Below are 20,228 nucleotides of genomic sequence, written 5' to 3' on the forward strand. Positions count from 1 at the left end.
CGCAACGTCAATTACCGTCCCCTCTTGTCGCAGCGCGACATCTGGACAACCTTCACCACCGCATCCGCGGCGCTCATCATAGTTGACGCCCAGCGCTCATCCCAATCGACGTGCTACAGCCAAGCCGGTCTCGTCGGCGAAGCGCTGCAACTCGCGCTTCCACAGCCGCACCCGGGCGCCGTTGCTGCCGCCGCAGTCGGCGGTGATGACCAGCTGTTTGGCTTCGGGGTAGCGGGCTCGGCCCAGCTGCTGCCACCAGCGCCGGATGCTCTCAACGGCAAAGGCCGCGGTGTCGGCATCCACCCCGACGCTGACCCAGCCGGCATTGGCGGCGAGGTCGTAGACGCCATAGGGCGCGACCTTGCCCAAGCCGGGCAGTTCGAAGTCATGCACTCGCACCGGCTCGGGCTGGCTCTTGGGCCGCAGTTCGCGGCCCGGGTTCTTGAAGTCACCAACCAGCTCCTTCTTCTTCGTGTCCACCGAAATGGCCGGCTGGCCTGCCGCCATCGCCGCCTGCACAACCGTGTTGATGTGGGCGAACTGGGCATCGCGGTCGGGGTGGTTTCTCCCCTCCAGGGCATTGCGGTTGGCTTGGCAGCTGTAGCCCAGCTCGCGCAGCAGCAGGCCCACCAGCTTCTGGCTCACCGCGAAGCCGCGCTCGGCCAGCGCCAGGACGATCCGCCGCTGGCTGCGGCTGACCCAGCGCAGCGGCGTCTCCGGGTCGCCGCGAATGGCATCCTCGATCAGCGCCTCCAGGGCGGCCGGCAGCTCCGGCTGCAACACAACCGCGCGCTTGCGCCCGCCGCCCTCGCGTCTGACCCGAGCGCCGATCGGATTGGCCCCGCTCTGCAGCTCCACGATCGCCCGACGGATGGTGCTGCGCGCCAGTCCGGTCGCCGCCGACGCTGCCGTCACCCCACCATGGCCCAACGCCAGGGCCTCGTTGGCCGCGAACAAGCGCCGCCCACGTTCATCCAGGAACTGGCAGGCTTGCTGATACCGCCCGCGGATGTCGTCGATGTCGATCACCCCAGCGGATTACGCCATTGAAGCCAGTGACCGGCAGCCCCTTTGACCGCCCAGCCGCCAAACCGCCATCACATCCGATTCAGTTATTCCGCGTCAGACCCTTAGGGGGAGCACCTGAGTAGCTCACTGTGGGGACTACTGAGACCGTTGGACCGGTCACGTCGGCTTTGAGGCGTCGATGTCGCAAATGGGACGCATCGAGCTGCGGACCTTTCAGACCGTCAAAGGTACGCACGGAACCTCGGTAATCCCCACGGCTGGGTCGTCTGAGCTCAGGCCTTGAGCTTGGCGACCGGCGGTGGGCTCGGATGCAGCATGATGTGGCTATCCTCGACATCTACGCGTGCCTCGGGATACGCCGCGACCGCCTCCGCGAGGGATTCAAGGAAGTAGGGCTTCCAGGCCCACAAATGTCGGTAGCCCGTGCCGAACTGCTGGTAGAGGTCTTTCCAGCCAATCGGTGTCCGTTTCTCCAGATGATGCAGCCGGAACGCGAGCCAGACGTAGACATCGAGAGCAGTTGAGCTGTTCTTCAGCTGCCGAATGGCGCCGTCATGAAGTGGTACTGGATGGCGGCGAAGTTGGTCAAAGAAGTCGCTGTCGAGCAGTACTTTATCCTCAAACAGGTTCTCTTGCCGGTCGTCACCGTGGCTCGTATCGTGGAAGAATAGTCCCGATTTGATGATTCGCTCGTTGGTCATCATCGTTGGTGCACTGGGTCCTTGACCTGAGCGACCTTCCAACTTCCAGCTGAATCGCATGCTGCAGGCGGCGATGCGCCTCGCTTGCTCCCGGAGAGCCCTGGCCGTTTCCCCTCCAACGGAGAGCCCCATCCGCCCCATCCACTCGCGCATGGAACGGCCGAGACTGACTTCGCGGTTGCTTGTGAGTACGGCTTGCGTCTGTAGGTAGATGAGGATCAGACGAGCGCGGGCTCCGTGCGGCACCCCGGCCATTTTGGATGGACCATCCCCGAGTTTGATCCGGCCGGGCTCAATGATCAGCGTAAGAGGACCGACCGTGCGTTCCCAAGCTTGGTCATCCGCCAGCTTACGATGAGGAAGAGACGTAAGGCACAGCCCTGAGTAGCTGTAGCCTTTACGCCCGCTATCATCCCCTAGGACCTCGCTGGCGATATTCACCAGCGACCGATGGTCCGGGTCCACAAGTTCTTTGGCAGCATCGCGGCCGTGGACAAGTACGAGTTGGCGTACCCCTTTCGCCGCATCGGCCATCACCCGCTCCACGTTCAACTCACCATGGATCGGTTTTGCCGGGTCGCGTCGGGAGCCGTCAATGTGGGGATTACTGAGGGTCATCAATGGGAAGAAATAGTTGCTTCTAGTTGTAGTGCTTGGCATTCCCCACGGGATAACAGCTGATCTCTCGGCATTCCCCACACCGACCTCAGTATTCCCCACGGGGTCACGCCGGGGGGAGTGGATAACTTTCAGGGCTGACCAAGCTTCTTGGACGCCCGACTCGCTGCCGAGTCGCTGTTTGCTCAGCGCTGCACCGCCCCGTGCTCTTCTCCGGCGTCTGGTCCCTGTGGGGAATACTGAGGTGCCACAGCTGCTGGCCGCCAGTCTGCCTGGCATCGCGATCTTCTGGGAGGTGCTTGGGCCGGCCGGCGGCTTCCACTCCCTGCACTGTCGGACTGACCACCCAGAGCGGGCATCGTCGTCCAGAAGCTGCAGGGGTTGACGGATCAGAGCGGGGCACCCGGAGAGCAGCGGATCCCGTAATAGCCGGGCCGCATGCCCATCTCGCCGATCTTCACTGCCTGGCCAAGGCTGCCTGGACCCTCCGGGCGAGGGTGTCGAGATCGAAAGGCTTGTCGATCACCTCGCTCCCCGGGGGCAGGTCGGTGCCCGCATAGCCGGTGATGAACAGCAAAGGTATTCCGGGCCGCCGCTCGCGCACCGCCTCGGCGACCTGCCGCCCATTCATTCCGTTCGGCAGCCCCACATCCGTGACCAGCATGTCGATATGCGCGCCACCGTCCAGAAGGTGCAGCGCCGCGGGGCCGTCGGCCGCTTCCAACACGCGGTACCCAAGTTCGCGCAGCCGCTCGGCCGCCGCGTCCCGCGCGATCTCCTCGTCATCGACCAGCAGCACGGCCTTGCCCGGCTCAGCCCTGTCGGGCGCCGGAGCGGCACTCGGCCCTTCGGTCACGTCCACCTGCGCGTGCTGCGGCAAGTACAGGCGCACGGTGGTACCCTTTCCGGGGGCGCTCTCCAGCCGGACCAGCCCGCCTGATTGTCGCACGAAGCCATAGACCTGGCTCAGTCCCAGTCCTGTCCCTTGGCCGACCGGCTTGGTGGTGAAGAACGGCTCGAAGACCCGATCCAGCACGTCGGCCGACATGCCCACGCCAGTGTCGGCGACCGAGATTGTCACGTAATCGCCCGGCGCGGCGCCCTCCTGTCCGACGAGGTCCACCGACAGGCGGATATCGTCCGTAGCAATCGCGAGCCGCCCGCCTTCCGGCATCGCGTCGCGGGCATTGATGCAGAGGTTCAGGAGCGCGCTCTCCAGTTCGCTTGGGTCGCACAGCACTCGCGCCCGGCCGTCGCGCAGAAGCAGTTCCAGGCGGACCGCCGGTCCGACTGTCCGGCGGATCAGATCCGCCATTCCCGCCACGAGCGCGTCCGGGTCCACTGGCCTTGGCTCCAGCCGCTGCCGCCGCGCGAATGCCAGCAACCGCCGGGTCAGCCCGGCCGCCCGCTCGACTGATTGGCGCGCGGGTTCGAGGTAGCGCAGCACGTCCGCAATGCGGCCCTCAGCGGCCCGCCGCCGCGCCATATCCAGGCTGCCCACGATGCCCTGGAGCATATTGTTGAAGTCATGCGCGATGCCGCCCGTGAGCTGGCCAACCGCCTCCATCTTCTGCATCTGCCGCAGGGCGGCCTCGGCGCGCTCGCGTTGCGCCATCTCCGCCTGCAGGCTGTCCAGGGCGTGCCGCAGATCGGCGGTGCGCTCGGCGACCTGTGCCTCAAGCTCCTCGCGGCCGCGGGCCAGCACCTCGCGGGCGCGCACCTGGTCGTCGATGTCGGTCGAGGTGCCGAACCACTCGAGGATACGGCCTGCCGCGTCCCGCATCGGCGTGGCGCGGCTCTGAAACCAACGCCAGGTTCCGTCCGCGGCGCGGTATGTGCGGTGCTCGACGGAGAAGAGGCCACGTGCCTCCGCCTCCGCCCAGGCCGCTGTCGTTGCCGCACGGTCATCGGGGTGGATCGCGTCGAGCCAGCCCAGGCCGAGGCTCGCCTCCTCCGAAAGGCCGGTATAGGACACCCACTGCGGACTTCCCCAGATCCGCTCCCCCGAGCTGCGCGAGCGGAACACGAGTTGCGGGATGCCCTCCACGAGGGAGCGTAGCCTGGCCTCGCTTTCGCGGAGCGCCTGCTCGGTCGCCTTCCGGTCGGTGACGTCGAGGACGAGCTCGACCGCGACGCCCTCATCCAGCATCCTGCCGGCAAACAACCCCCACCAACGCGAGCCGTCCTTGCGGATGTACTCCTTCTCGAAGGGGGTGCCCTGGCCGGTTGCCTTCAGCTCCTCCAGGACGCGCAGGGTCTGCGGCATCCACTCCGGCGGGGTGAGCTCGTCCCAGCGCAGCTGGCCCGCTTCCAGGTCCTCGCGGGTAAAGCCGGACATGCGCAGGAAGGCCTCATTGGCGTCCGTGATCCGACCCTCGGAGTCGAAGAAGATCACCCCCACCGTCTCGATCCCGGCGATGCGGCGGAACCGCTCCTCGCTCCTGCGCAGGCGCGCCTCGCGGTCGCGCAGGTCCCGGGTCGCACGTAGTCGATCCACCGCGGCCGCGAGAAGGTTGGCGTAGGTGCGCAGGAATGCGGTGTCGTCGTCCGTGAACTCGCGCGGCTTGCGGCTGTCGATCTGCAGGATGCCGTACGGAGGCTTGTCCTCGGCGCCGATGATGGGGACGTTGGCCACCGCCTTGACGCCGTTGTCGACCAGGAAGGGCGGATAGGTGAACCGCGTCTCCTGCGCGATGTCAGGGGAGATCATCGGCCGGCCCGTCTTCAGGGCATAGCCTTCCGACGTGTCCTCCGACGCCTTGATGGTCACCTCGCCGACCACTCCGGGCTTCCAGCCCACGCCCGCGCGGACGAACAGGGTCTCGCCGTCCTGCTGGAGCTCCATGACCTTGGCGAGATCGGTGCCGAGCGCTTCGCCCACCAGGCGGCAGGCCTCGGTCAGGATCCCGTCCAAGTCGTCGGACTTCAGCGCGAGCTCCCCGAACCGGGCCAGAGCCGTCTGCTGGCGAAGCAGCTCCCGACTGACGCTTTTGTCCCTTTCGCTCAAGATGCTTCCCCATACCCTGCGGTCCGGCGCCCATCGGCGGCTCCGCCCGGCTCCGAGGCCAGCTCGGGACGAGCCGCTGCCGGGCAGAAGTCCTGACGGCAACCCTCCAAAACGCGATCGAGGGGACGCCGTTTCGACGGTGCTCGGGAGGCGCTCCGCCAGGAGCATGGTAGAGGCGGAACAGAGCTAGACCGTGGCGGCAGCCCCGACGTCCCTGGCGAGCCAAGGATTACGACCGCCCAGCGATGCGGGGTCCCGTCACCACCTGCGGGGATCGGCGCCGAAGCCGACCTGCTACCCTAAACCGCCTGACGATTTCGTTGATACGGCAGCGGATTTCGTAACGAGACCAAAATCGCAAGCTTCGGCAGGGGCAAGCAGGCCGAAGAGGGACGCGTCGCCGCGATGCGCCAGATTGAGGCTGTTGGCGTCGTGCCCGGAATTATAGCGGAGGGTCCTCCTCCGTCTCCTCAAGAAGATCGATGAGCTCCGCGACGCGGCCGGAGGCCAAACGCTGGCCGCTGTTCATCGGGGCTTCGTTGTTGCTGAGCCACGCATATGCCTCGGCGAGCTCGTCTCAGGTGGCGCCGGTGGCCAGAATGCGGGCCATCAGGTCGTTGTCCAGCGTCCCGAGGATCGAACGGACATCCTCTCCTGTCAGAGCAGACATTCTGGTCTCCCTTCTTTGACCGGGTCGCGTTCGGCATGGCGGCGACTGAGCTGTGGTTGTCCCACCTTCGGCGGCTTTCCCGGCCAGTTATCCCCGCCCGCGGGAGAATGACGACCCTGGCCTGGGGGTTGCGTACATTGCCCTTTCGCTCGGTCCCGCGCCGCCTAGAGCATCCAGCGCCGCGCCAGGCGCTGGCCGGCATGGCCTTGGGGAATCACCGTGCCGCGCATGACAGGGTCCAGCGGCGGAGCTTGCACCGGTGGCATGCTCGTGACTGTTCCGGCGAGCCGAGCGACGCGCTCCCGAATGGTCGGATGGGTGCGCAGCCAGCGCAGCCACCAGGCGCCGCTGCGTGTGACCAGCCGCTCCCAATCATCGCCCTGAAGACGTTCGAGCCGCAGCAGTGCGGCCGCGAGCCCAGCGGGATCGCCGGTGAGCTCCACAGCCCCGGCATCGGCGAGGAACTCACGCCGCCGCGAGAGGGAAAGCGTGAGCAGGTCGCCCACCGACGGTGCGACGACGAGCAGCAGGATGGCCAGCGGCGACGGCACCGCGCCGGCGGCCATCAGAATCGGCAGCCAGAGCAGCAGTAGGATGCTGCCGAGCAGGCCCATGCCGCGCGTCAGCGTCGCTGCGGCGGCGGCAAGGCGCATAACCCGCAGATCCCCGTGGCGCAGGTGAGCCACCTCATGCGCAAGCACGCCTGCCACTTCCCGGGGTGGCAGGGCGGCGAGCAGGCCGGTGGTTAAGGCGATCGCCGGGCTGTCCCGCCCACCGCCGGCCATCGCCTGAAGCTGGCGTGAGGGGATCAGGTGCAGCATGGGCAGGCGTGAAAGGCCGGCACGGCGGGCCAGCTCCCGGGTCAGCGCATAGAGTTCCGGTGCCTGCGCCGGGTGGAGCGGGACGGCGCCGAACATGTAGCGGAACGCCGGATCGCCCGCGCCGGGCTCCAGCAAGAGTAACAGCAGCGCGGCGCCGGCCGCGAGCAGCATGCCGTCAGAGCCAGCCAGGAGGCTGCCTGTCACCGCCGCGAGCAGCCCAAGGCCGGCAAGCAGCAGTATCGACTGTAGCCGGTTCTCCCATTGGTGGCGGCGCAGCGCCGCCCGGTCGAGCCAGAGTGCCGTCGGCTGAGTCGCCGTCAGAGATGCTGGGCTGAATCGACGGCGCATGGTTCCTCTCGTTGTCGGTGGCGGGCGGCGAGCCTGTTCCGCCCTAGCGGTGTAGACCGTTCAACCTTCGCCGGAAGAGTAGGCGTCACGGGCGATCAGGCGGGAGGCCCCATGCACCCGCGCCGAAAAAAGCCACGCTCCGGGTGTTGCGCTATCACCCCGCGGTCACGCCAGAGCCGAACGTGGGGCGCGCGGGGTCAAGGCCGCAGCGGCGACGGGTGTGGAGGCAGGACTCCGGCTTCCTGCGCGGCCGGGGCGGTCTTGAAATCATGGTCGCTTCGACTAGCTAGTCGGTCGCCGAACGCCCATGGAGGGGTTCGGCGAGGAGCCCATCGGGCTCCCGGTCTCGTATCCATGTTGCTCGAAGAGGATATGGCTATGGGAATGATGGATCTTGCTCCGCTGAGCCGGTCCCTGATCGGCTTCGACCGGATGTTCGAGGACGCCCTGCGCCTCAATCCGGACGACAACTACCCGCCGTACAACATCGAGAAGACGAGCGATGACGCGTACCAGGTGACCCTGGCCGTTGCAGGCTTCACGCCTGACGAGCTGACGATCACTTGGCAGCCGAACGCGCTGGTTGTCGCCGGCAAGAAGGCCGAGCAGAACGGCGGCCAGTATCTCCACCGCGGGATCGCCGGCCGGTCCTTCCAGCGCCAGTTCAGCCTGGCTGACTATGTGAAGGTTGCCGGCGCCAGCCTGGAGAACGGCATGCTCTCCATCGATCTGGTGCGCGAGGTGCCTGAGGCTCTGAAGCCGCGGCGCATCGAGATCGCGAACAGCAATCAGCCGCAGCAGATCGAGAGCAAGGCGGCCTGAACAGCAGCTGGTCATCCGAACAAGCAGTCGGTGCGGGCGTCAGCGCGGCTGGCGCCCGCGCCTCCTGACCGTCTGAGATGAGGTGTGTCATGGACGTGAAAGGCCTGATGCCCTGGAGCCGAAGCCGCAACCTGCCGGCCTCGCGCTTCTCCGGGGACGACAACCCGTTCCTCGCGCTGCATCGCGAGATGAACCGCACATTCGACGACTTCCTGCGCGGCTTTGATCTGCCCGCTGCTCAGGGAAGCTGGGCCGGTGCGTGGCCGCACGTCGAGCTGTCCGAAACGGACAAGGACGTGCGCGTTGTCGCTGAGCTTCCCGGCCTGGAGGAGAAGGATGTCGAACTCACGCTGAACGACAACGTGCTGACGCTCAAGGGCGAGAAGAAGACCGAGAACGAGAGCCCGACCTATACCGAGCGGTGGCACGGCAAGTTCCAGCGTTCGATCCAGCTCGGCTCGGAGGTGGACCCGGACAAGATCGAGGCCTCGTTCAAGAACGGGGTGCTGACGGTGACCCTTCCGAAACGGCCGGACAGCCAGAACAAGGCCAAGCGCATCGCGATCAAGGCTGGCTGACCCTCGCGGCCGCCCAGGGTCTCAGGCCCTGGGCGGCTTTTCTGGCGTAGCGGACAACGCACCCGATCCGTGATGATGGCGGGATCGGCTGTGCACGAATGCGGCGGCTTTACAGTCTCGGTTGGGCTCTATCTCGGCAGCCTGATGCCGGCCTTCAGCCGGCACTAGCCTACCGACTGGATGGAGGCGACCGGTCGTCCGCCTACGAGGTCGTCGTCTTCCCCTCATCCTGCTGATCAGGAGCTCGTGCGACAACGACCAGCGCGGGACGAAGCAGCCGGCTGCTGAGGCCCCCCGCCGTCAGATAGCCAGTTGCTGGACCCAGCCCTTGAGCGCATTGAGGTCCGTCACGCCTGCGCGGCGGGCTGCGACCTGCCCCTTCTTGAACGCGATCAGGGCTGGAATGCCCTGGATGCCGTACTCGTTCGCAAGCTGCGGCTCTGAATCCACGTCGACCTTCACGAAGCGCGCCCGTGGCTCGAGCTCCCGGGCTGCCCGTTCGAAGATCGGCGCCATCGTCCGGCACGGACCGCACCACGCGGCCCAGAAATCGGCAATCACAGGGATATCGCTTTCGGCCACGTGCTTGTGGAACCGCTGAGTCGTGAGGGCAATGGGCTGTCCCTCGAAGAGCCGGGCGTGGCAATGCCCGCACTTGGCCGCGTCGGCCGGGCGGTCTCGGGGAATGCGATTGGTCGCATCGCATTTCGGGCAAACGACGTGGAAGGTATCCGACATTGATTCTCTCCTCTGAGCAAACACTCCCTGGGTTGCGCATCCATTCTGGTGTCGCGGACTGCCTCATTCCAGCCGGGCGGATGGCTCGAGCGACATAGAAGGACGCCGGCTTTGCGGAGCCGCCGCGACCTCCTCGGACGTCCTGAAGTCAACCCTGCCGAGCATCTTCAAGATTGGAATCCGCGCTCCTATTTCGTTGGCCGACTTGGAGCGTTCTTCGGACGCTCGTTCCAAGGAGGATCAGACAAGAACTGAGAGAAGTGCGACATGGAGAACGACCTTTCGCGGTCTGAGCCGCAACTCCGCCGCCTGCACGAGATGGAGCAGGCCTTCGCCGCCCTCGCCCCCGACATCAAGGAAAGCCCCGAGAAGCGGGCGATCTCGCTGCTGCATGGGATGGTCCAGGAGCTCTGGCGCAACCTGCGCCAATCCCAGCCTCCCGTTCCGGGCGGTGGCCCGACGCTGCAGGACGTGGCCGATCTTCACCAGCACGCCCCGAAGATGGAAGGGCCGGCGCTGAACGCGCCGCTCCCGGTGGGCGTGCCCGCGCCTGACTTTGCCCTGCCGGATGCTCAGGGCCGGATCCATCGCCTGAGCGACTTCCGTGGCAAGCCGACGGTGCTGGCCTTCTATCCGCTGGACTGGAGCCCCGGCTGCAGCCGGCAGCTGGATTTGTACCAGCAGGAGCTCGATGAGTTCATCCGCCGCGGGGTGAACCTGGTCGGCATTTCCGCCGACAGTGTCTACAGCCACGGCGCCTGGGCGACGGTGCGCGGCATCACCTTCCCACTGCTCGCGGACTTCCACCCGAAGGGCGAAGTGGCGAAGCGGTATCGCGTCTGGCGGGAGCCTGACGGCTTCTCCGAGCGCGCGCTCTACGTGCTGGATGGCCAGGGGATGATCCGCCACGCGCATGTCTCGCCGCAGTTGCACCATGTTCCTGACATCTACGAGCTCTTCGCCGTGCTCGACGATGTCGCAAAACAAAAGGCAGCGTGAGGAGCTGACAAGATGCTTGGCACGATCTATGGCGCTCCGGCTCGCCCTGTCGGGCTGCGGACCGGGCCCGTTGTGGTCTATGGCAATCGCTGGTGCGGCATCACCATGATGGTGCGTCGTTATCTGGATCGCGCCGGGGTGCCGTATCAGTTCGTCGACCTGGAAACGCATCCGGAGGTGCGTCAGCAACTCGAATGGGTGACTGGCGGGTATGTCGCCAGCCCGACCGTCTATGTCGGGGGTGAGGTACTGGTGCAGCCCTCCATCTCGGAGCTTGAATGGGCTCTCTCCCGGAGCGGCGTCCGGTAAATCAGCACGCGGCAGAGCCTGGCGCGCCCAGGCTTTCCGCCTTCTGCTTCTCGACGACAAGGGGCTTGGGGCCCCCGGGATGGGCCGCCTCGTCCGGCTCGTTCCCGGGGGCATTGTGCCGGGCCCTGGCCGGGTTATCTCCCTCGGCGCACCCTCGCGGACACGCGGAGGGACCGGTTCGTTAGCCGATGACCCTCCGGATGCCCGTCACGGGTGCGAAGGGCGGTGGGTCGCTGGCAGGAAAGGACCCTTCAACGGCCTCGTCCAGCAATGGGTCGAGGTCCAGCGCCTCCGCGGCGTGGGCGGCCCCGCTGTGTTCGTTCGCCGGACCCTCCGGGCGTCCTTCTGTAACCTGGGGAAGGAAGGCTCGTTCTTCGATCTTTTCGGCCCCGATCTCGGGCGCGGCCCGCCTTCCAGAAGCTGGCCTTTCGTCCTGAATGCTCGACATCGATTGCTCCAGGGCAACGAGGACAAACGTTTCTGCTCGCATCGGTGGTCGCGGGGCACGGCCGCGCGCCCACCGGATGCTTGTGGAGATATGTCGCGTCACTCGCGGGCCAATAGGTTACGAGGCCAATTCACGATCCTGCCCGGCAGGACCTCGTTCCAGCAGCAAGGAACCTTGAAAGTACCTTGGCATGAACTATCTGGCCTGCCGCCAGATGCCATACTGGGTCTGGCCCGGCTCTGCCGGCGTCAATTCGCAGGTCCATGTTGCTCAATGGAGGATGTGGATGTCGAAGTTCGGATCTCTGATTCACCGCTGGAAGCAGCGCGGACGCGGCTTTTACGAGCGGTGGTGCCGGGGCCTCATCTCCCACCTCAGCGTCCGCTGAGGAGGCCGGCATGACTGGAGTAGCCTCGGCGGCCCGCGCCAATGACGCGGAGCGGCTCCTCAAGGTATTCCGTCAGTTCGGGCCGGACGGCCGGGCCATCCCAGCCTCCAGCCTCATGCTGCACGCCGGTTTCGAAGGCAACAGGCTCCGTCTCGCGGCAGCCCTCGCGCCTCTGCTCACTGCCGGGATGATCCGGCAGGGCGGCGCGGACCCGCTGGCGAGGGAACCGGCCTTCCGGCTTGCACGGCCTCTCGCCGGCACAATGCCCGAGGATCAAAGGATCGCAGCCTAGCGGGACAGCGATCCATGCACGCAGATCTTGAGGCAGCCGGTCCCGGCGTGACTGGCGGCGCCTTCCGTCTTGCCACAGGGAACCGTGCTGAGGCGATTGGCACAGGCCCGGGGGTTTCTGGATCGTCCGAACGAGACCGTGCGAAATGACCACTCTTTTGTCGTTTCCCGTCGGGCAGCAGGGCAAGGACGCTGCTGACAAACCACGCTCGTCCGCCCGGAAGTTCGTTCTCAAGCAGGGCGACACCTTCCTGGTCGCTGATGCCTTGGGCGACGTCGGTGCCGGCGATGACGGGCTGTTCCATAACGACACCCGCATCCTGTCCCGCCTGACATTGGAGATCGCCGGCAAGACGCCATGGCACCTCGGCACCGCCGTCAGCCATGACAATGTCTTCTTCACGGCCCATCTGACGAACTCGCCCCTGCCACCGCTCGGTGGACCGCCGACGCCGGAGGGCGTCATCCATATCGAGCGCAAGCGGCTGCTCTGGAACGACCGGATCCACGAGCGGCTCCGGTTCACCAACTTCGGCAGCGCGATGGTGGCCTTGCCGATCTCCATCGCGTTCGGGGCCGATTACCGGGACATGTTCGAGGTGCGGGGCCAGCCCCGCGCGGCACGTGGCCGCCTGCTGCCGCCGAAGGTCGATGAAGCGCATGTGCTCCTCCAGTACACAGGTCTGGATGGCGTGCATCGTGCGACATCAGTCGCCTTCTCCGAGGCGCCGCTTCGTCTCATGCCCGACAGCGCCGAGTTCGTGATCGAGATTCCGGAAGCGGGCTCGACGGAGCTCTACCTGGAGATCGGCTGCGGCGAGGAGGAGCGGCCCGGCCGTGCGCGCTTTCGCGCCGCGGCGGCCGCGGCCCGGTCGCTCGCGCGCCGCGTTCGCCTGCGCAGCGCACGCGTGATCACGCAAAGCCGGCTGTTCAACGCCTGGATCGACCGCTCCCAGGCCGATCTGGCCCTTCTCACGACGGAACTGCCGACGGGCCCCTACCCGTATGCGGGAATTCCCTGGTTCTCCACGCCCTTCGGAAGGGACGCCGTGATCACGGCGCTGCAGACGCTCTGGCTCAATCCTGCGCTCGCCCGTGGTGTCCTGGCCTTCCTCGCGCGAAGCCAGGCGCACGAGACGTCGTCATTTCGGGACTCCGCCCCCGGCAAGATCATGCACGAAACCCGCAAGGGTGAGATGACGGCGCTGCAGGAGGTGCCATTCGGAGAATACTACGGCGGCGTTGACACCACGCCGCTCTTCGTCGTCCTGGCCGGCGCCTATGCCGACCGAACGGGGGACATCGCCTTCATCGAGGAGCTTTGGCCGGCATTGGTCTCGGCCATCGAATGGGTGGAGGGCGCCGGGGATTCCGACAAGGACGGCTTCCTCGACTACGCTCGTGCCGCCAGCACGGGGCTCGCCAACCAGGGCTGGAAGGACAGCGGGGATTCCGTCTTCCATGCCGATGGCCGGTTCCCGGAAGGCCCGATCGCGCTGGTGGAAGTGCAAGGGTATGTCTTTGCTGCCCTCCTCGCCATGGCCGATCTTGCGCAACGCCTGGGCAAGACGGAGGCATCCCGGCACTGGCGCCAGAAGGCCGAGAGGCTAAGGGTGGCCGTCGAGCAGCGCTTCTGGATGGAGCCGGAGGGCTTCTACGGGCTGGCGCTGGATGGTCGGGGCGAGCTGTGCCGGGTGCTGGCCTCGAATGCAGGCCACCTGCTCTTCACGGGTCTGGCTACACCTGAGCGCGCCGCAAAAGTGACAGCACGTCTCATGTCCGGCCGGTTCAATTCGGGCTGGGGCATCCGCACGCTGGCCAGCGGTCAGGCCCGGTTCAACCCGATGTCATATCACAACGGCTCGGTCTGGCCGCATGACTCCGCGATCTGTGCTGCGGGAATGGCCCGCTATGGCGCCCGCGACCAGGCTGTCCGGCTCCTGGACCAGATGTTCGAGGCCGCCGTGCAGTTCGACATGCGCCTCCCGGAACTCTTCTGCGGCTTTCCCCGCTCCTCCGGTGAGCCGCCGATCCCGTATCCGGTGGCCTGCCTGCCGCAGGCCTGGGCGGCAGGATCCCTCTTTATGCTGCTGCAGGCTTGCCTCGGCCTGAGCATCGATGGCTGGCGCGGCGAGATCCGCATCGATCGTCCGCGCTTGCCAAGCGGCGTGAACCGCCTCTCGCTGCGCCGTCTCATCGTTGGACAGGAACAGGTCGACCTGACCTTCGAGCGAATGGGAGAGCGCGTCGTGGCCTTTGCCGATGGAACCGACCAGAACGGGGCCGCCATTCGGATCCGGCTTTAGGAAACGGCCGATGTTGCGCCCTAGCCGAACAGTATCGACGCGTCACGCAGCGCCGGCAGCCCGTGCCATGGCAGGTGCGGAGGGCGGACGCGGATCCTGGCCGAACAAGGCCCCGGCCATTGAATTCCGAAGCGAGAATTCTAGTTCCATCATCGCCCCGCGCCTCTCAATGGGCGAGGCTGTCAACTCGTATCCATGTTGCTCGACGGGAGGATATGGCTATGAGGAGCCGGAAAGACGGATTGCGTCAGCACGCGCTCGCTTCGGCTGGGGCGCAGCTACGCGAGCACCTGCGCTCGACGTGGCAGCGGCTGCGGCATCGGATGCGCCCCAGCCGCTCGTCGCCCTGGTCTCCCGTCCAGTTCGGTGGCTGGCCGGCGGACCCGGAACTGTGGGCATCATGGGCCTTCGGGCTGCTCGTGCTGTTCCTTCTCCTGGAGCAGCATATTGCAGGAGGCCTGCCGTGAGTGGCCGCCGCGCCCAAACGCCCGGTGATCGCCTGGGCTTGCCCGCGCCGCCAACCATGACTCCGCCAACCAATACAAAGGTCCAGGTGCATCGCGGCTGCAGGCGCCCGCAGGAAGCGACAGATCTGCTCGCGCAACTCGAAGGAGTGGGAGGCCGCGTATAGGCCGAGCGAACGATGGCCGAAAAGGATCCGTACCAAACTCTTGGGCTCAAGCGGGATGCCAGCGAGGCGGAGATTCGTTCCGCGTACCGCAAGCTTGCCCGGAAACACCACCCCGACCTCAATCCCGGGGACAAGCAGGCCGAGGAGCGCTTCAAGGAGGTGTCCGCCGCCAATGACCTGCTCTCCGACCCGGAGAAGCGGGCGCGATTTGACCGCGGCGAAATCGACGCCTCCGGCCAGGAGCGGCCCGAGCGGAACTTCTATCGCGGCTTCGCCGAGGGCCGCGAGGGAGCCCGGTACCGGCCGGGTGCCGGACCGCAGGCCGGCTTCGCACCTGGATTCAGCGAAGAGGATCTCGGCGACATCTTCTCAGATCTTTTCGGCCAGGCTGCGCAGGGCAGGGCTCGGCCGAATGTCCGGATGCGAGGCCAGGATCAGCAGTACAGGATGACGGTTGACTTCCTCGATGCGATCAGGGGAGCCAGCCGGACGCTGACCCTGCCGGACGGCCGAAGCCTGGACGTCCGCATCCCGGTCGGCATCGAGGATGGTCAGGTCATGCGCCTGAAAGGGCAGGGGAACCCGGGCCTGAATGGCGGGCCTGCCGGCGACGCCCTGATCGAGATCCAGATCGCCCCGCACCCGTTCTTCCGACGGGAGGGCGACGACATCCATGTCGAGGTCCCGGTGACCGTGGCGGAGGCCGTCCTGGGCGGCAAGATCACGGTCCCGACCCCAACCGGGAACGTCAGTGTGACCGTCCCCAAGCGGTCCGACACCGGTGCGCAGCTGAGGCTGCGCGGCAAGGGCGTGCCGGCCCATGCCGGCCGCCCGGCCGGTGACCAGTACGTCACCCTGAAGGTCGTGCTGGGAGAGGTCGACCAGGATCTCGAGCGCTTTCTGCGGGACTGGGCGCCGCGCCACGCCGCGAATCCGCGCCGTGCGATGACGGGGGAAGCATGATCACCATCGAGACCCTGTGCCGCTCGGTCGTGGGGCTGGACCGGAGCGCGGTCGAGCAGTGGATCGAGAACGCCTGGCTGCATGCCGAAGGCACACCCGGGAACTACCTGTTCCGCGAGATCGACGTCGCCCGGGTCAGGCTGATCCACGAGTTGCACAGCGAGTTGGCGATCGGCGACGACGTCCTGCCAATGGTGCTCTCGCTGCTCGACCAGCTTTACGAGACGCGGCGCCGCTATTCACTGCTATGCATCGCGCTGAACCAGGCTCTGCCCGAGGAGACAAAGCTGAAGGTCCTAACGGCCCTTGAGGGGCTCCGGAGTGCGCGTCCCGTCGCGGCAGGGCATCACTCGCCCTCAAGCACGGAGGATCACGCGGAATGAGCCCAATGTCCTTCCGCCGCCGCGGCGCGGCGCTTGCGGCGGTGTTGCTGGCCGGAACGGCGGTCTTCGATGCCGCCGGCTGGCTCCCCGTTCGCGCCTACGCCCAGAACGCGGCGCCGACCCAGACGCAGCCGGGCGCCCCCGCCGTGGCTGCCCCTCAGGTCGTGCTGCCCGGCTTCGGTGACCTCGTCGCCAAGGTCCGCCCGGCCGTTGTCACCATCACCACGACCGCACGCAGCGGGGCTGAGATGGGCATGTCGCCCTTCCCGCCGGGCTCGCCGCAGGACCGCATGTTCCGCCGCTATTTCGGCGGCGGGGATGAGGCTCCGGCGCGGCAGGTGCGGGGACTTGGCTCCGGCTTCATCGTGGATGCTGACGGCTACATCGTCACCAACAACCACGTGGTGAATGGCGCAACCGAGGTGGAGGTGACGCTGGATGACGGGCGTGAGCTGCCGGCCCGCATCATCGGCCGTGATCCGCGCACCGATCTGGCGCTGCTGAAGGTTGATGCCGGCGTGCCGCTCCCCTTTCTGAACCTCGGCGACTCCGATAGGGCGCGACCGGGTGACTGGGTGATCGCCGTCGGGAATCCCTTCGGTCTGGATGGTACGGTGACGGCCGGCATCCTCTCCGCCCGCGGGCGCGACATCCACAGCGGTCCCTATGACGACTTCCTGCAGATCGATGCGTCCATCAACCGCGGCAATTCTGGCGGTCCGCTCTTCGCGCTGGACGGCACGGTGATCGGCGTGAACACCGCGATCTTCAGCCCCTCCGGCGGCTCCATTGGCATCGGCTTCGCCATTCCCTCCAATCTCGTGCGGAGCGTGGTGGCGCAGCTCCGGCAGAGCGGGCATGTCGAGCGCGGCTACATCGGCGCGGTGACACAGCCGGTGGATGCGACCATGGCCCGCGCGATGCGCCTGGTGAAGCCGGAGGGTGCGCTCGTTGCTCAGGTGGAGAGAAGCAGCCCTGCCGCGCGCGCCGGCTTGCAGCCGGGTGATGTGGTGACGGCGGTGAACGACCAGCCCGTCCGCTCCCCCCGAGATCTCGCTCGCGCCGTCGCCGAACTGCGGCCTGGTACGGAGGCAACACTGACCGCGCGCCGGAACGGCGAGGACCGGCAGCTCTCCGTCCGTGTCGCCGCTCTGGAGGACCGCGAGGCGGACGATGTGGAAGGCGAGGAGGAGGTGAGCGGGAGCCGCGGACGGCTGGGCATCGCGTTGACGACAGTGGAGGAGGCGCGGCGGGCTGGGGTCGAGATCCCACCCGACACGGAAGGCGCTGTGGTTGCCGGCGTGCGCCCGGATAGCCCGGCAGCCGAGGCGGGACTGCGGCCGGGCGACATCATCACGGCCGTCGGCAGCAAGCGGGTGGATAGTCCGGACGCGGTAGTGAGCGCCATCCGCCAGGCTGCGCGGGCGAATGGCGGTGCCGTGGCGCTCCGGCTGCTGCGCGACGGCCAGAGCCTCTTTGTCGCCGTGCAGCAACCCGGATCAGATCGGAGTCGCTCTGGCGTCAGCCCCGGTCTTTCCGGGCCTATCCGCTGAGGGCTTTCTTGGACAGCCAACCAGGCAGCCGGCAGAGGCCCTGCCGGCCCTCAGCGAGCCGCGACGGTACCCGTCCGCCGTTGTGGAACAACATCATTGGACCGCTATCCACGAGCTTGCGGCCCGACGGAGCCTGAGGGTTGAGACGGGCGCAGCCCGTCGTTCTGGCCAAGTGGCTTGCCGGAAAGGAATGGCCCCAAGGCACGCGCCCTGACCGTAGCGTCGGTCCCCGTGTCGGGCGCACCGACATGGCGCGATGAGATACGCAGCCGTCCTGTCTCGACGCCTCATGATCGACGGCGAGTGCCTCCTCCGCAATGGAAACGGCCATAGCGGCCGGCGTGCTTCCTGACCTGGCGGTCTCCTCAGGTCCTGCCTCAACGGCTCAACGCGACGGAGCGGTCGCAGGTGGAATGATCCCGGAGGAATACTGGCCGGACCTACCTCCAGTCTCACCACGCACGTCGTGACCTGACCGCGGGAGCGGCTGCCTGGCTTCTGCGCCGCTGTCCCGCGATACAGCGTCCGGGGGCTTCCATTGCGCGGTGGCAGACCTCGCCCGTCGAGGCAACGCATCCGACCGGATCTCTCTGACCGCTTCGAAGGTCCCGGGGTTCTAACCCTCTTGAAACGAAGTCGGCAGCTACCTAGCTCGCTGGGCGCCAGACGCCACGTTGCGGGTCTGGCTGGCGCCGTGAAGGCGCCTTCTGCTCATACCCATGTTGCTCAGTGGAGGATATGGCTATGGAGCTCACGGATCTTGCTCCTCTTGCGCGGTCTTCGATCGGCTTTGACCGCCTGCTCAAGCTCCTGGAAGGCAGCAGGCTTCCAGAGTCGGCGGACGACTACCCGCCCTACAACATCGAGAAGACGGGCCAGGACGCCTACCGCATCACCCTGGCGGTTGCTGGCTTCGGTCCGGACGATCTCGACATCATCTTGCAGCCCAACCTGCTGACCATCAGCGGCAAGACAGCTGATGGCGAGGCGCGTGGCCAGGGCTATCTCTACCAGGGTATGATTCAGCGGCCATTTCGGCGAGTGTTCCATCTGGCTGACTACGTCCAGGTCAGGGGCGCCGAGCTGAAGGATGGCATGCTGGTCATCGATCTCGCCCGTGAGATCCCAGACGCCATGAAGCCAAGGCGGATCGAGATTGCCGGGGGCCAAGGCCGGCCGGCAAAGATCGACACGGGCCACGGCGGATAACCGGCTGCATCCTCGAGCGGTCGTTAGCGGCACTTGGCGGTAGGGCCACAGTGCAAACACCGCTGTGTGCCCGGCGCTCGAGGCAGCCGATGGTTGAAGGTGATGCAGATGTCGCAGAACAGTACCACCACGGTTACGGCGGAAGCCTTCGGGCATGCCGTTCCGCAGGGATCGCCGGCGAATGATCGGTTCCTGGCGCTCGCATCGCGGGCTTTCCCGTCCGATGCCCATGCGATCATCCGGTGTCCAGGCCCGTCCGTCCTGTCGTCGGGCCGGGCCCGAGCGCGGCAGTGGATCCTGGAGTTCGCACCGCGCTCGGCGCCATTCATAGAGCCCCTGATGGGGTGGGTCGGTGGTACCGACCCACTGCGCCAGGTGCGGCTCCACTTCCCAAGCCGCGAGGCGGCCGTCGCCTATGCGGAGCGCGAGGGACTTTCTTATGAGGTACAGGAGCCGACGCATCTGCCAGCAGCAGAGCGGAGGCGGGAGCCGGACGGCGCGAGCTCGCGAGTGACCTTCCTGCACCGCGGCTCGGCGAGACCTGCGGCCAATGATTCCGCTCCGGTGCAGGTCAATGAGGGGCGGCGTGTCGCATGATCTGTCCCCGAACGCACGGAGGCCTTGAGCATGCCGGAGACAGGACCTGCCAGAGTGCGGGCCAGTCGGCCTCAGGCAGTCCCTGCGTATTTCACCGTGTCTCCGATGGAGGAGTGCGATGAACATATCGATGAGGAGCAAAGACAAGCCTATTGAGATCGTCAATCTGGTGGCCGCCGCCTGTCTGTTCCTGGCGCCCTGGGGCTTCGGCTTCACCGGTGACTGGCCCGCGGCCTGGAGCGCATGGCTGGCGGCCGGCATGCTGGCCGTATACGCGGTGGCTTCATGGCGCAGCTCCAGTGGCCGGAACGCCTGGACCGCGGGTGGCGAGGCCACCATCGGTATCTGGGCGATCTGCGCACCGTGGGTGGGGCACTTCTCCACCAACCAACCCGCGATGTGGAGCCATGTGATGGTTGGTGCTGCCGTGCTGCTTGCCGCGGCGCTCGACCTGATCTGGCCCCGCATGCACGGGAGCAGGATGGCATAGGAGATCGCCATGAGCCGCCTTGCCATCCTGCTGTTCAGCCTGGCCTGTCTTGCGACGGCTACGGCTCATGCGGGCATGCCCGACGCGCGTAACGCCAACCTGGGCCAGGGGACGGACTTCGCCTACGCCGAGGCCCTGAACGCGCTGGCCGCCGACGGCTGGCGTCATGTCTCCGACCTGCGCCGCGAGGGAGACTTCGTGCGCGCGACGGCGGAGGACTTCGACGGCCGCCGGCGGACCGTGCTGGTCGATCCTCGGACCGGCGTCGTCCTGCCAGAGTTCGAAACGACCAGCGGCGGCGGACAGCGGTCCTGACATCTGAAGGAGGA

Annotated in this window: 16 protein-coding genes and 1 pseudogene; 12 read left to right on the top strand and 5 right to left on the bottom strand. The window is 66.7% G+C overall.

Features of this window, described 5'->3' with window-relative positions; translation table 11 throughout:
* Window positions 1–114: 114 nt before the first annotated feature.
* From QMO56_RS22595 to QMO56_RS22610, 4 genes and pseudogenes are all read right to left on the bottom strand, one after another.
* Window positions 115–1,029, bottom strand: a pseudogene (locus QMO56_RS22595) (ISAzo13 family transposase); the annotation flags it as partial.
* A 272-nt stretch (window positions 1,030–1,301) separates the two neighbouring features.
* On the bottom strand, window positions 1,302–2,264 hold the full coding sequence (locus QMO56_RS22600; RefSeq protein ID WP_283529505.1) for a replication protein RepA: 963 nt from the start codon (window positions 2,262–2,264) through the stop codon (window positions 1,302–1,304).
* A gap of 541 nt (window positions 2,265–2,805) precedes the next feature.
* On the bottom strand, window positions 2,806–5,355 hold the full coding sequence (locus QMO56_RS22605) for a PAS domain S-box protein (protein ID WP_283529506.1): 2,550 nt from the start codon (window positions 5,353–5,355) through the stop codon (window positions 2,806–2,808).
* 834 nt (window positions 5,356–6,189) lie between these two features.
* Entirely contained in the window at window positions 6,190–7,194 is a 1,005-nt protein-coding gene (locus tag QMO56_RS22610; protein ID WP_283529507.1) for a M48 family metalloprotease, read from the bottom strand.
* 378 nt (window positions 7,195–7,572) lie between these two features.
* On the opposite strand from QMO56_RS22610, the gene QMO56_RS22615 reads away from it, so the two are divergent.
* Window positions 7,573–8,016, top strand: a complete 444-nt coding sequence (locus QMO56_RS22615) for an Hsp20 family protein (protein WP_283529509.1) — start codon at window positions 7,573–7,575, stop codon at window positions 8,014–8,016.
* Window positions 8,017–8,105: 89 nt separating this feature from the next.
* Window positions 8,106–8,594, top strand: coding sequence for an Hsp20/alpha crystallin family protein (locus QMO56_RS22620; protein ID WP_283529510.1), 489 nt, complete (start codon window positions 8,106–8,108; stop codon window positions 8,592–8,594).
* A gap of 300 nt (window positions 8,595–8,894) precedes the next feature.
* On the opposite strand, the gene trxC is transcribed toward QMO56_RS22620, so the two are convergent.
* Complete coding sequence (gene trxC / locus QMO56_RS22625) at window positions 8,895–9,332, bottom strand: thioredoxin TrxC (RefSeq protein WP_283529511.1); 438 nt, start codon at window positions 9,330–9,332, stop codon at window positions 8,895–8,897.
* Window positions 9,333–9,599: 267 nt separating this feature from the next.
* Here trxC and QMO56_RS22630 point away from each other — a divergent pair, with 267 nt between their 5' ends.
* From QMO56_RS22630 to QMO56_RS22675, 10 genes are all read left to right on the top strand, one after another.
* On the top strand, window positions 9,600–10,331 hold the full coding sequence (locus QMO56_RS22630; RefSeq protein WP_283529512.1) for a redoxin domain-containing protein: 732 nt from the start codon (window positions 9,600–9,602) through the stop codon (window positions 10,329–10,331).
* Between the two features lie 12 nt (window positions 10,332–10,343).
* Window positions 10,344–10,640 (top strand): glutaredoxin family protein, encoded by a 297-nt coding sequence (locus QMO56_RS22635; protein WP_248668658.1) that lies wholly within the window; start codon window positions 10,344–10,346, stop codon window positions 10,638–10,640.
* A 1,273-nt stretch (window positions 10,641–11,913) separates the two neighbouring features.
* The gene (locus QMO56_RS22640; RefSeq protein WP_283529513.1) at window positions 11,914–14,073 is read left to right on the top strand and encodes an amylo-alpha-1,6-glucosidase; all 2,160 of its coding nucleotides are present in this window, start codon (window positions 11,914–11,916) and stop codon (window positions 14,071–14,073) included.
* 643 nt (window positions 14,074–14,716) lie between these two features.
* Entirely contained in the window at window positions 14,717–15,667 is a 951-nt protein-coding gene (locus QMO56_RS22645) for a J domain-containing protein (protein WP_283529515.1), read from the top strand.
* Window positions 15,664–16,050 (top strand): chaperone modulator CbpM, encoded by a 387-nt coding sequence (locus QMO56_RS22650; protein ID WP_283529516.1) that lies wholly within the window; start codon window positions 15,664–15,666, stop codon window positions 16,048–16,050. Before QMO56_RS22645 ends, QMO56_RS22650 begins: the two co-directional genes overlap by 4 nt.
* Window positions 16,047–17,603 (top strand): DegQ family serine endoprotease, encoded by a 1,557-nt coding sequence (locus QMO56_RS22655; RefSeq protein ID WP_283529517.1) that lies wholly within the window; start codon window positions 16,047–16,049, stop codon window positions 17,601–17,603. Before QMO56_RS22650 ends, QMO56_RS22655 begins: the two co-directional genes overlap by 4 nt.
* A gap of 744 nt (window positions 17,604–18,347) precedes the next feature.
* Window positions 18,348–18,812, top strand: a complete 465-nt coding sequence (locus QMO56_RS22660) for an Hsp20 family protein (protein ID WP_283529518.1) — start codon at window positions 18,348–18,350, stop codon at window positions 18,810–18,812.
* A gap of 102 nt (window positions 18,813–18,914) precedes the next feature.
* Complete coding sequence (locus QMO56_RS22665; protein WP_283529556.1) at window positions 18,915–19,409, top strand: NADH dehydrogenase ubiquinone Fe-S protein 4; 495 nt, start codon at window positions 18,915–18,917, stop codon at window positions 19,407–19,409.
* A 118-nt stretch (window positions 19,410–19,527) separates the two neighbouring features.
* Window positions 19,528–19,899: an SPW repeat protein gene (locus tag QMO56_RS22670; RefSeq protein ID WP_283529519.1), complete on the top strand. Its 372-nt coding sequence runs from the start codon at window positions 19,528–19,530 to the stop codon at window positions 19,897–19,899.
* Window positions 19,900–19,908: 9 nt separating this feature from the next.
* The gene (locus QMO56_RS22675) at window positions 19,909–20,214 is read left to right on the top strand and encodes a hypothetical protein (RefSeq protein WP_283529520.1); all 306 of its coding nucleotides are present in this window, start codon (window positions 19,909–19,911) and stop codon (window positions 20,212–20,214) included.
* The last annotated feature ends 14 nt before the right edge of the window (window positions 20,215–20,228 follow it).

The sequence above is a fragment of the Roseomonas sp. E05 genome (genome assembly GCF_030063475.1).
Classification (GTDB): Bacteria; Pseudomonadota; Alphaproteobacteria; order Acetobacterales; family Acetobacteraceae; genus Pseudoroseomonas.

Bases quoted from the DNA above. Each gene is read 5' to 3' on its own strand.
- QMO56_RS22600 (WP_283529505.1), bottom strand. From the start codon at position 2,264: ATGGCCGATGCGGCGAAAGGGGTACGCCAACTCGTACTTGTCCACGGC.
- QMO56_RS22610 (WP_283529507.1), bottom strand. From the start codon at position 7,194: ATGCGCCGTCGATTCAGCCCAGCATCTCTGACGGCGACTCAGCCGACG.
- QMO56_RS22615 (WP_283529509.1), top strand. From the start codon at position 7,573: ATGGGAATGATGGATCTTGCTCCGCTGAGCCGGTCCCTGATCGGCTTC.
- QMO56_RS22620 (WP_283529510.1), top strand. From the start codon at position 8,106: ATGGACGTGAAAGGCCTGATGCCCTGGAGCCGAAGCCGCAACCTGCCG.
- trxC (WP_283529511.1), bottom strand. From the start codon at position 9,332: ATGTCGGATACCTTCCACGTCGTTTGCCCGAAATGCGATGCGACCAAT.
- QMO56_RS22630 (WP_283529512.1), top strand. From the start codon at position 9,600: ATGGAGAACGACCTTTCGCGGTCTGAGCCGCAACTCCGCCGCCTGCAC.
- QMO56_RS22635 (WP_248668658.1), top strand. From the start codon at position 10,344: ATGCTTGGCACGATCTATGGCGCTCCGGCTCGCCCTGTCGGGCTGCGG.
- QMO56_RS22640 (WP_283529513.1), top strand. From the start codon at position 11,914: ATGACCACTCTTTTGTCGTTTCCCGTCGGGCAGCAGGGCAAGGACGCT.
- QMO56_RS22645 (WP_283529515.1), top strand. From the start codon at position 14,717: ATGGCCGAAAAGGATCCGTACCAAACTCTTGGGCTCAAGCGGGATGCC.
- QMO56_RS22650 (WP_283529516.1), top strand. From the start codon at position 15,664: ATGATCACCATCGAGACCCTGTGCCGCTCGGTCGTGGGGCTGGACCGG.
- QMO56_RS22655 (WP_283529517.1), top strand. From the start codon at position 16,047: ATGAGCCCAATGTCCTTCCGCCGCCGCGGCGCGGCGCTTGCGGCGGTG.
- QMO56_RS22660 (WP_283529518.1), top strand. From the start codon at position 18,348: ATGGAGCTCACGGATCTTGCTCCTCTTGCGCGGTCTTCGATCGGCTTT.
- QMO56_RS22665 (WP_283529556.1), top strand. From the start codon at position 18,915: ATGCAGATGTCGCAGAACAGTACCACCACGGTTACGGCGGAAGCCTTC.
- QMO56_RS22670 (WP_283529519.1), top strand. From the start codon at position 19,528: ATGAACATATCGATGAGGAGCAAAGACAAGCCTATTGAGATCGTCAAT.
- QMO56_RS22675 (WP_283529520.1), top strand. From the start codon at position 19,909: ATGAGCCGCCTTGCCATCCTGCTGTTCAGCCTGGCCTGTCTTGCGACG.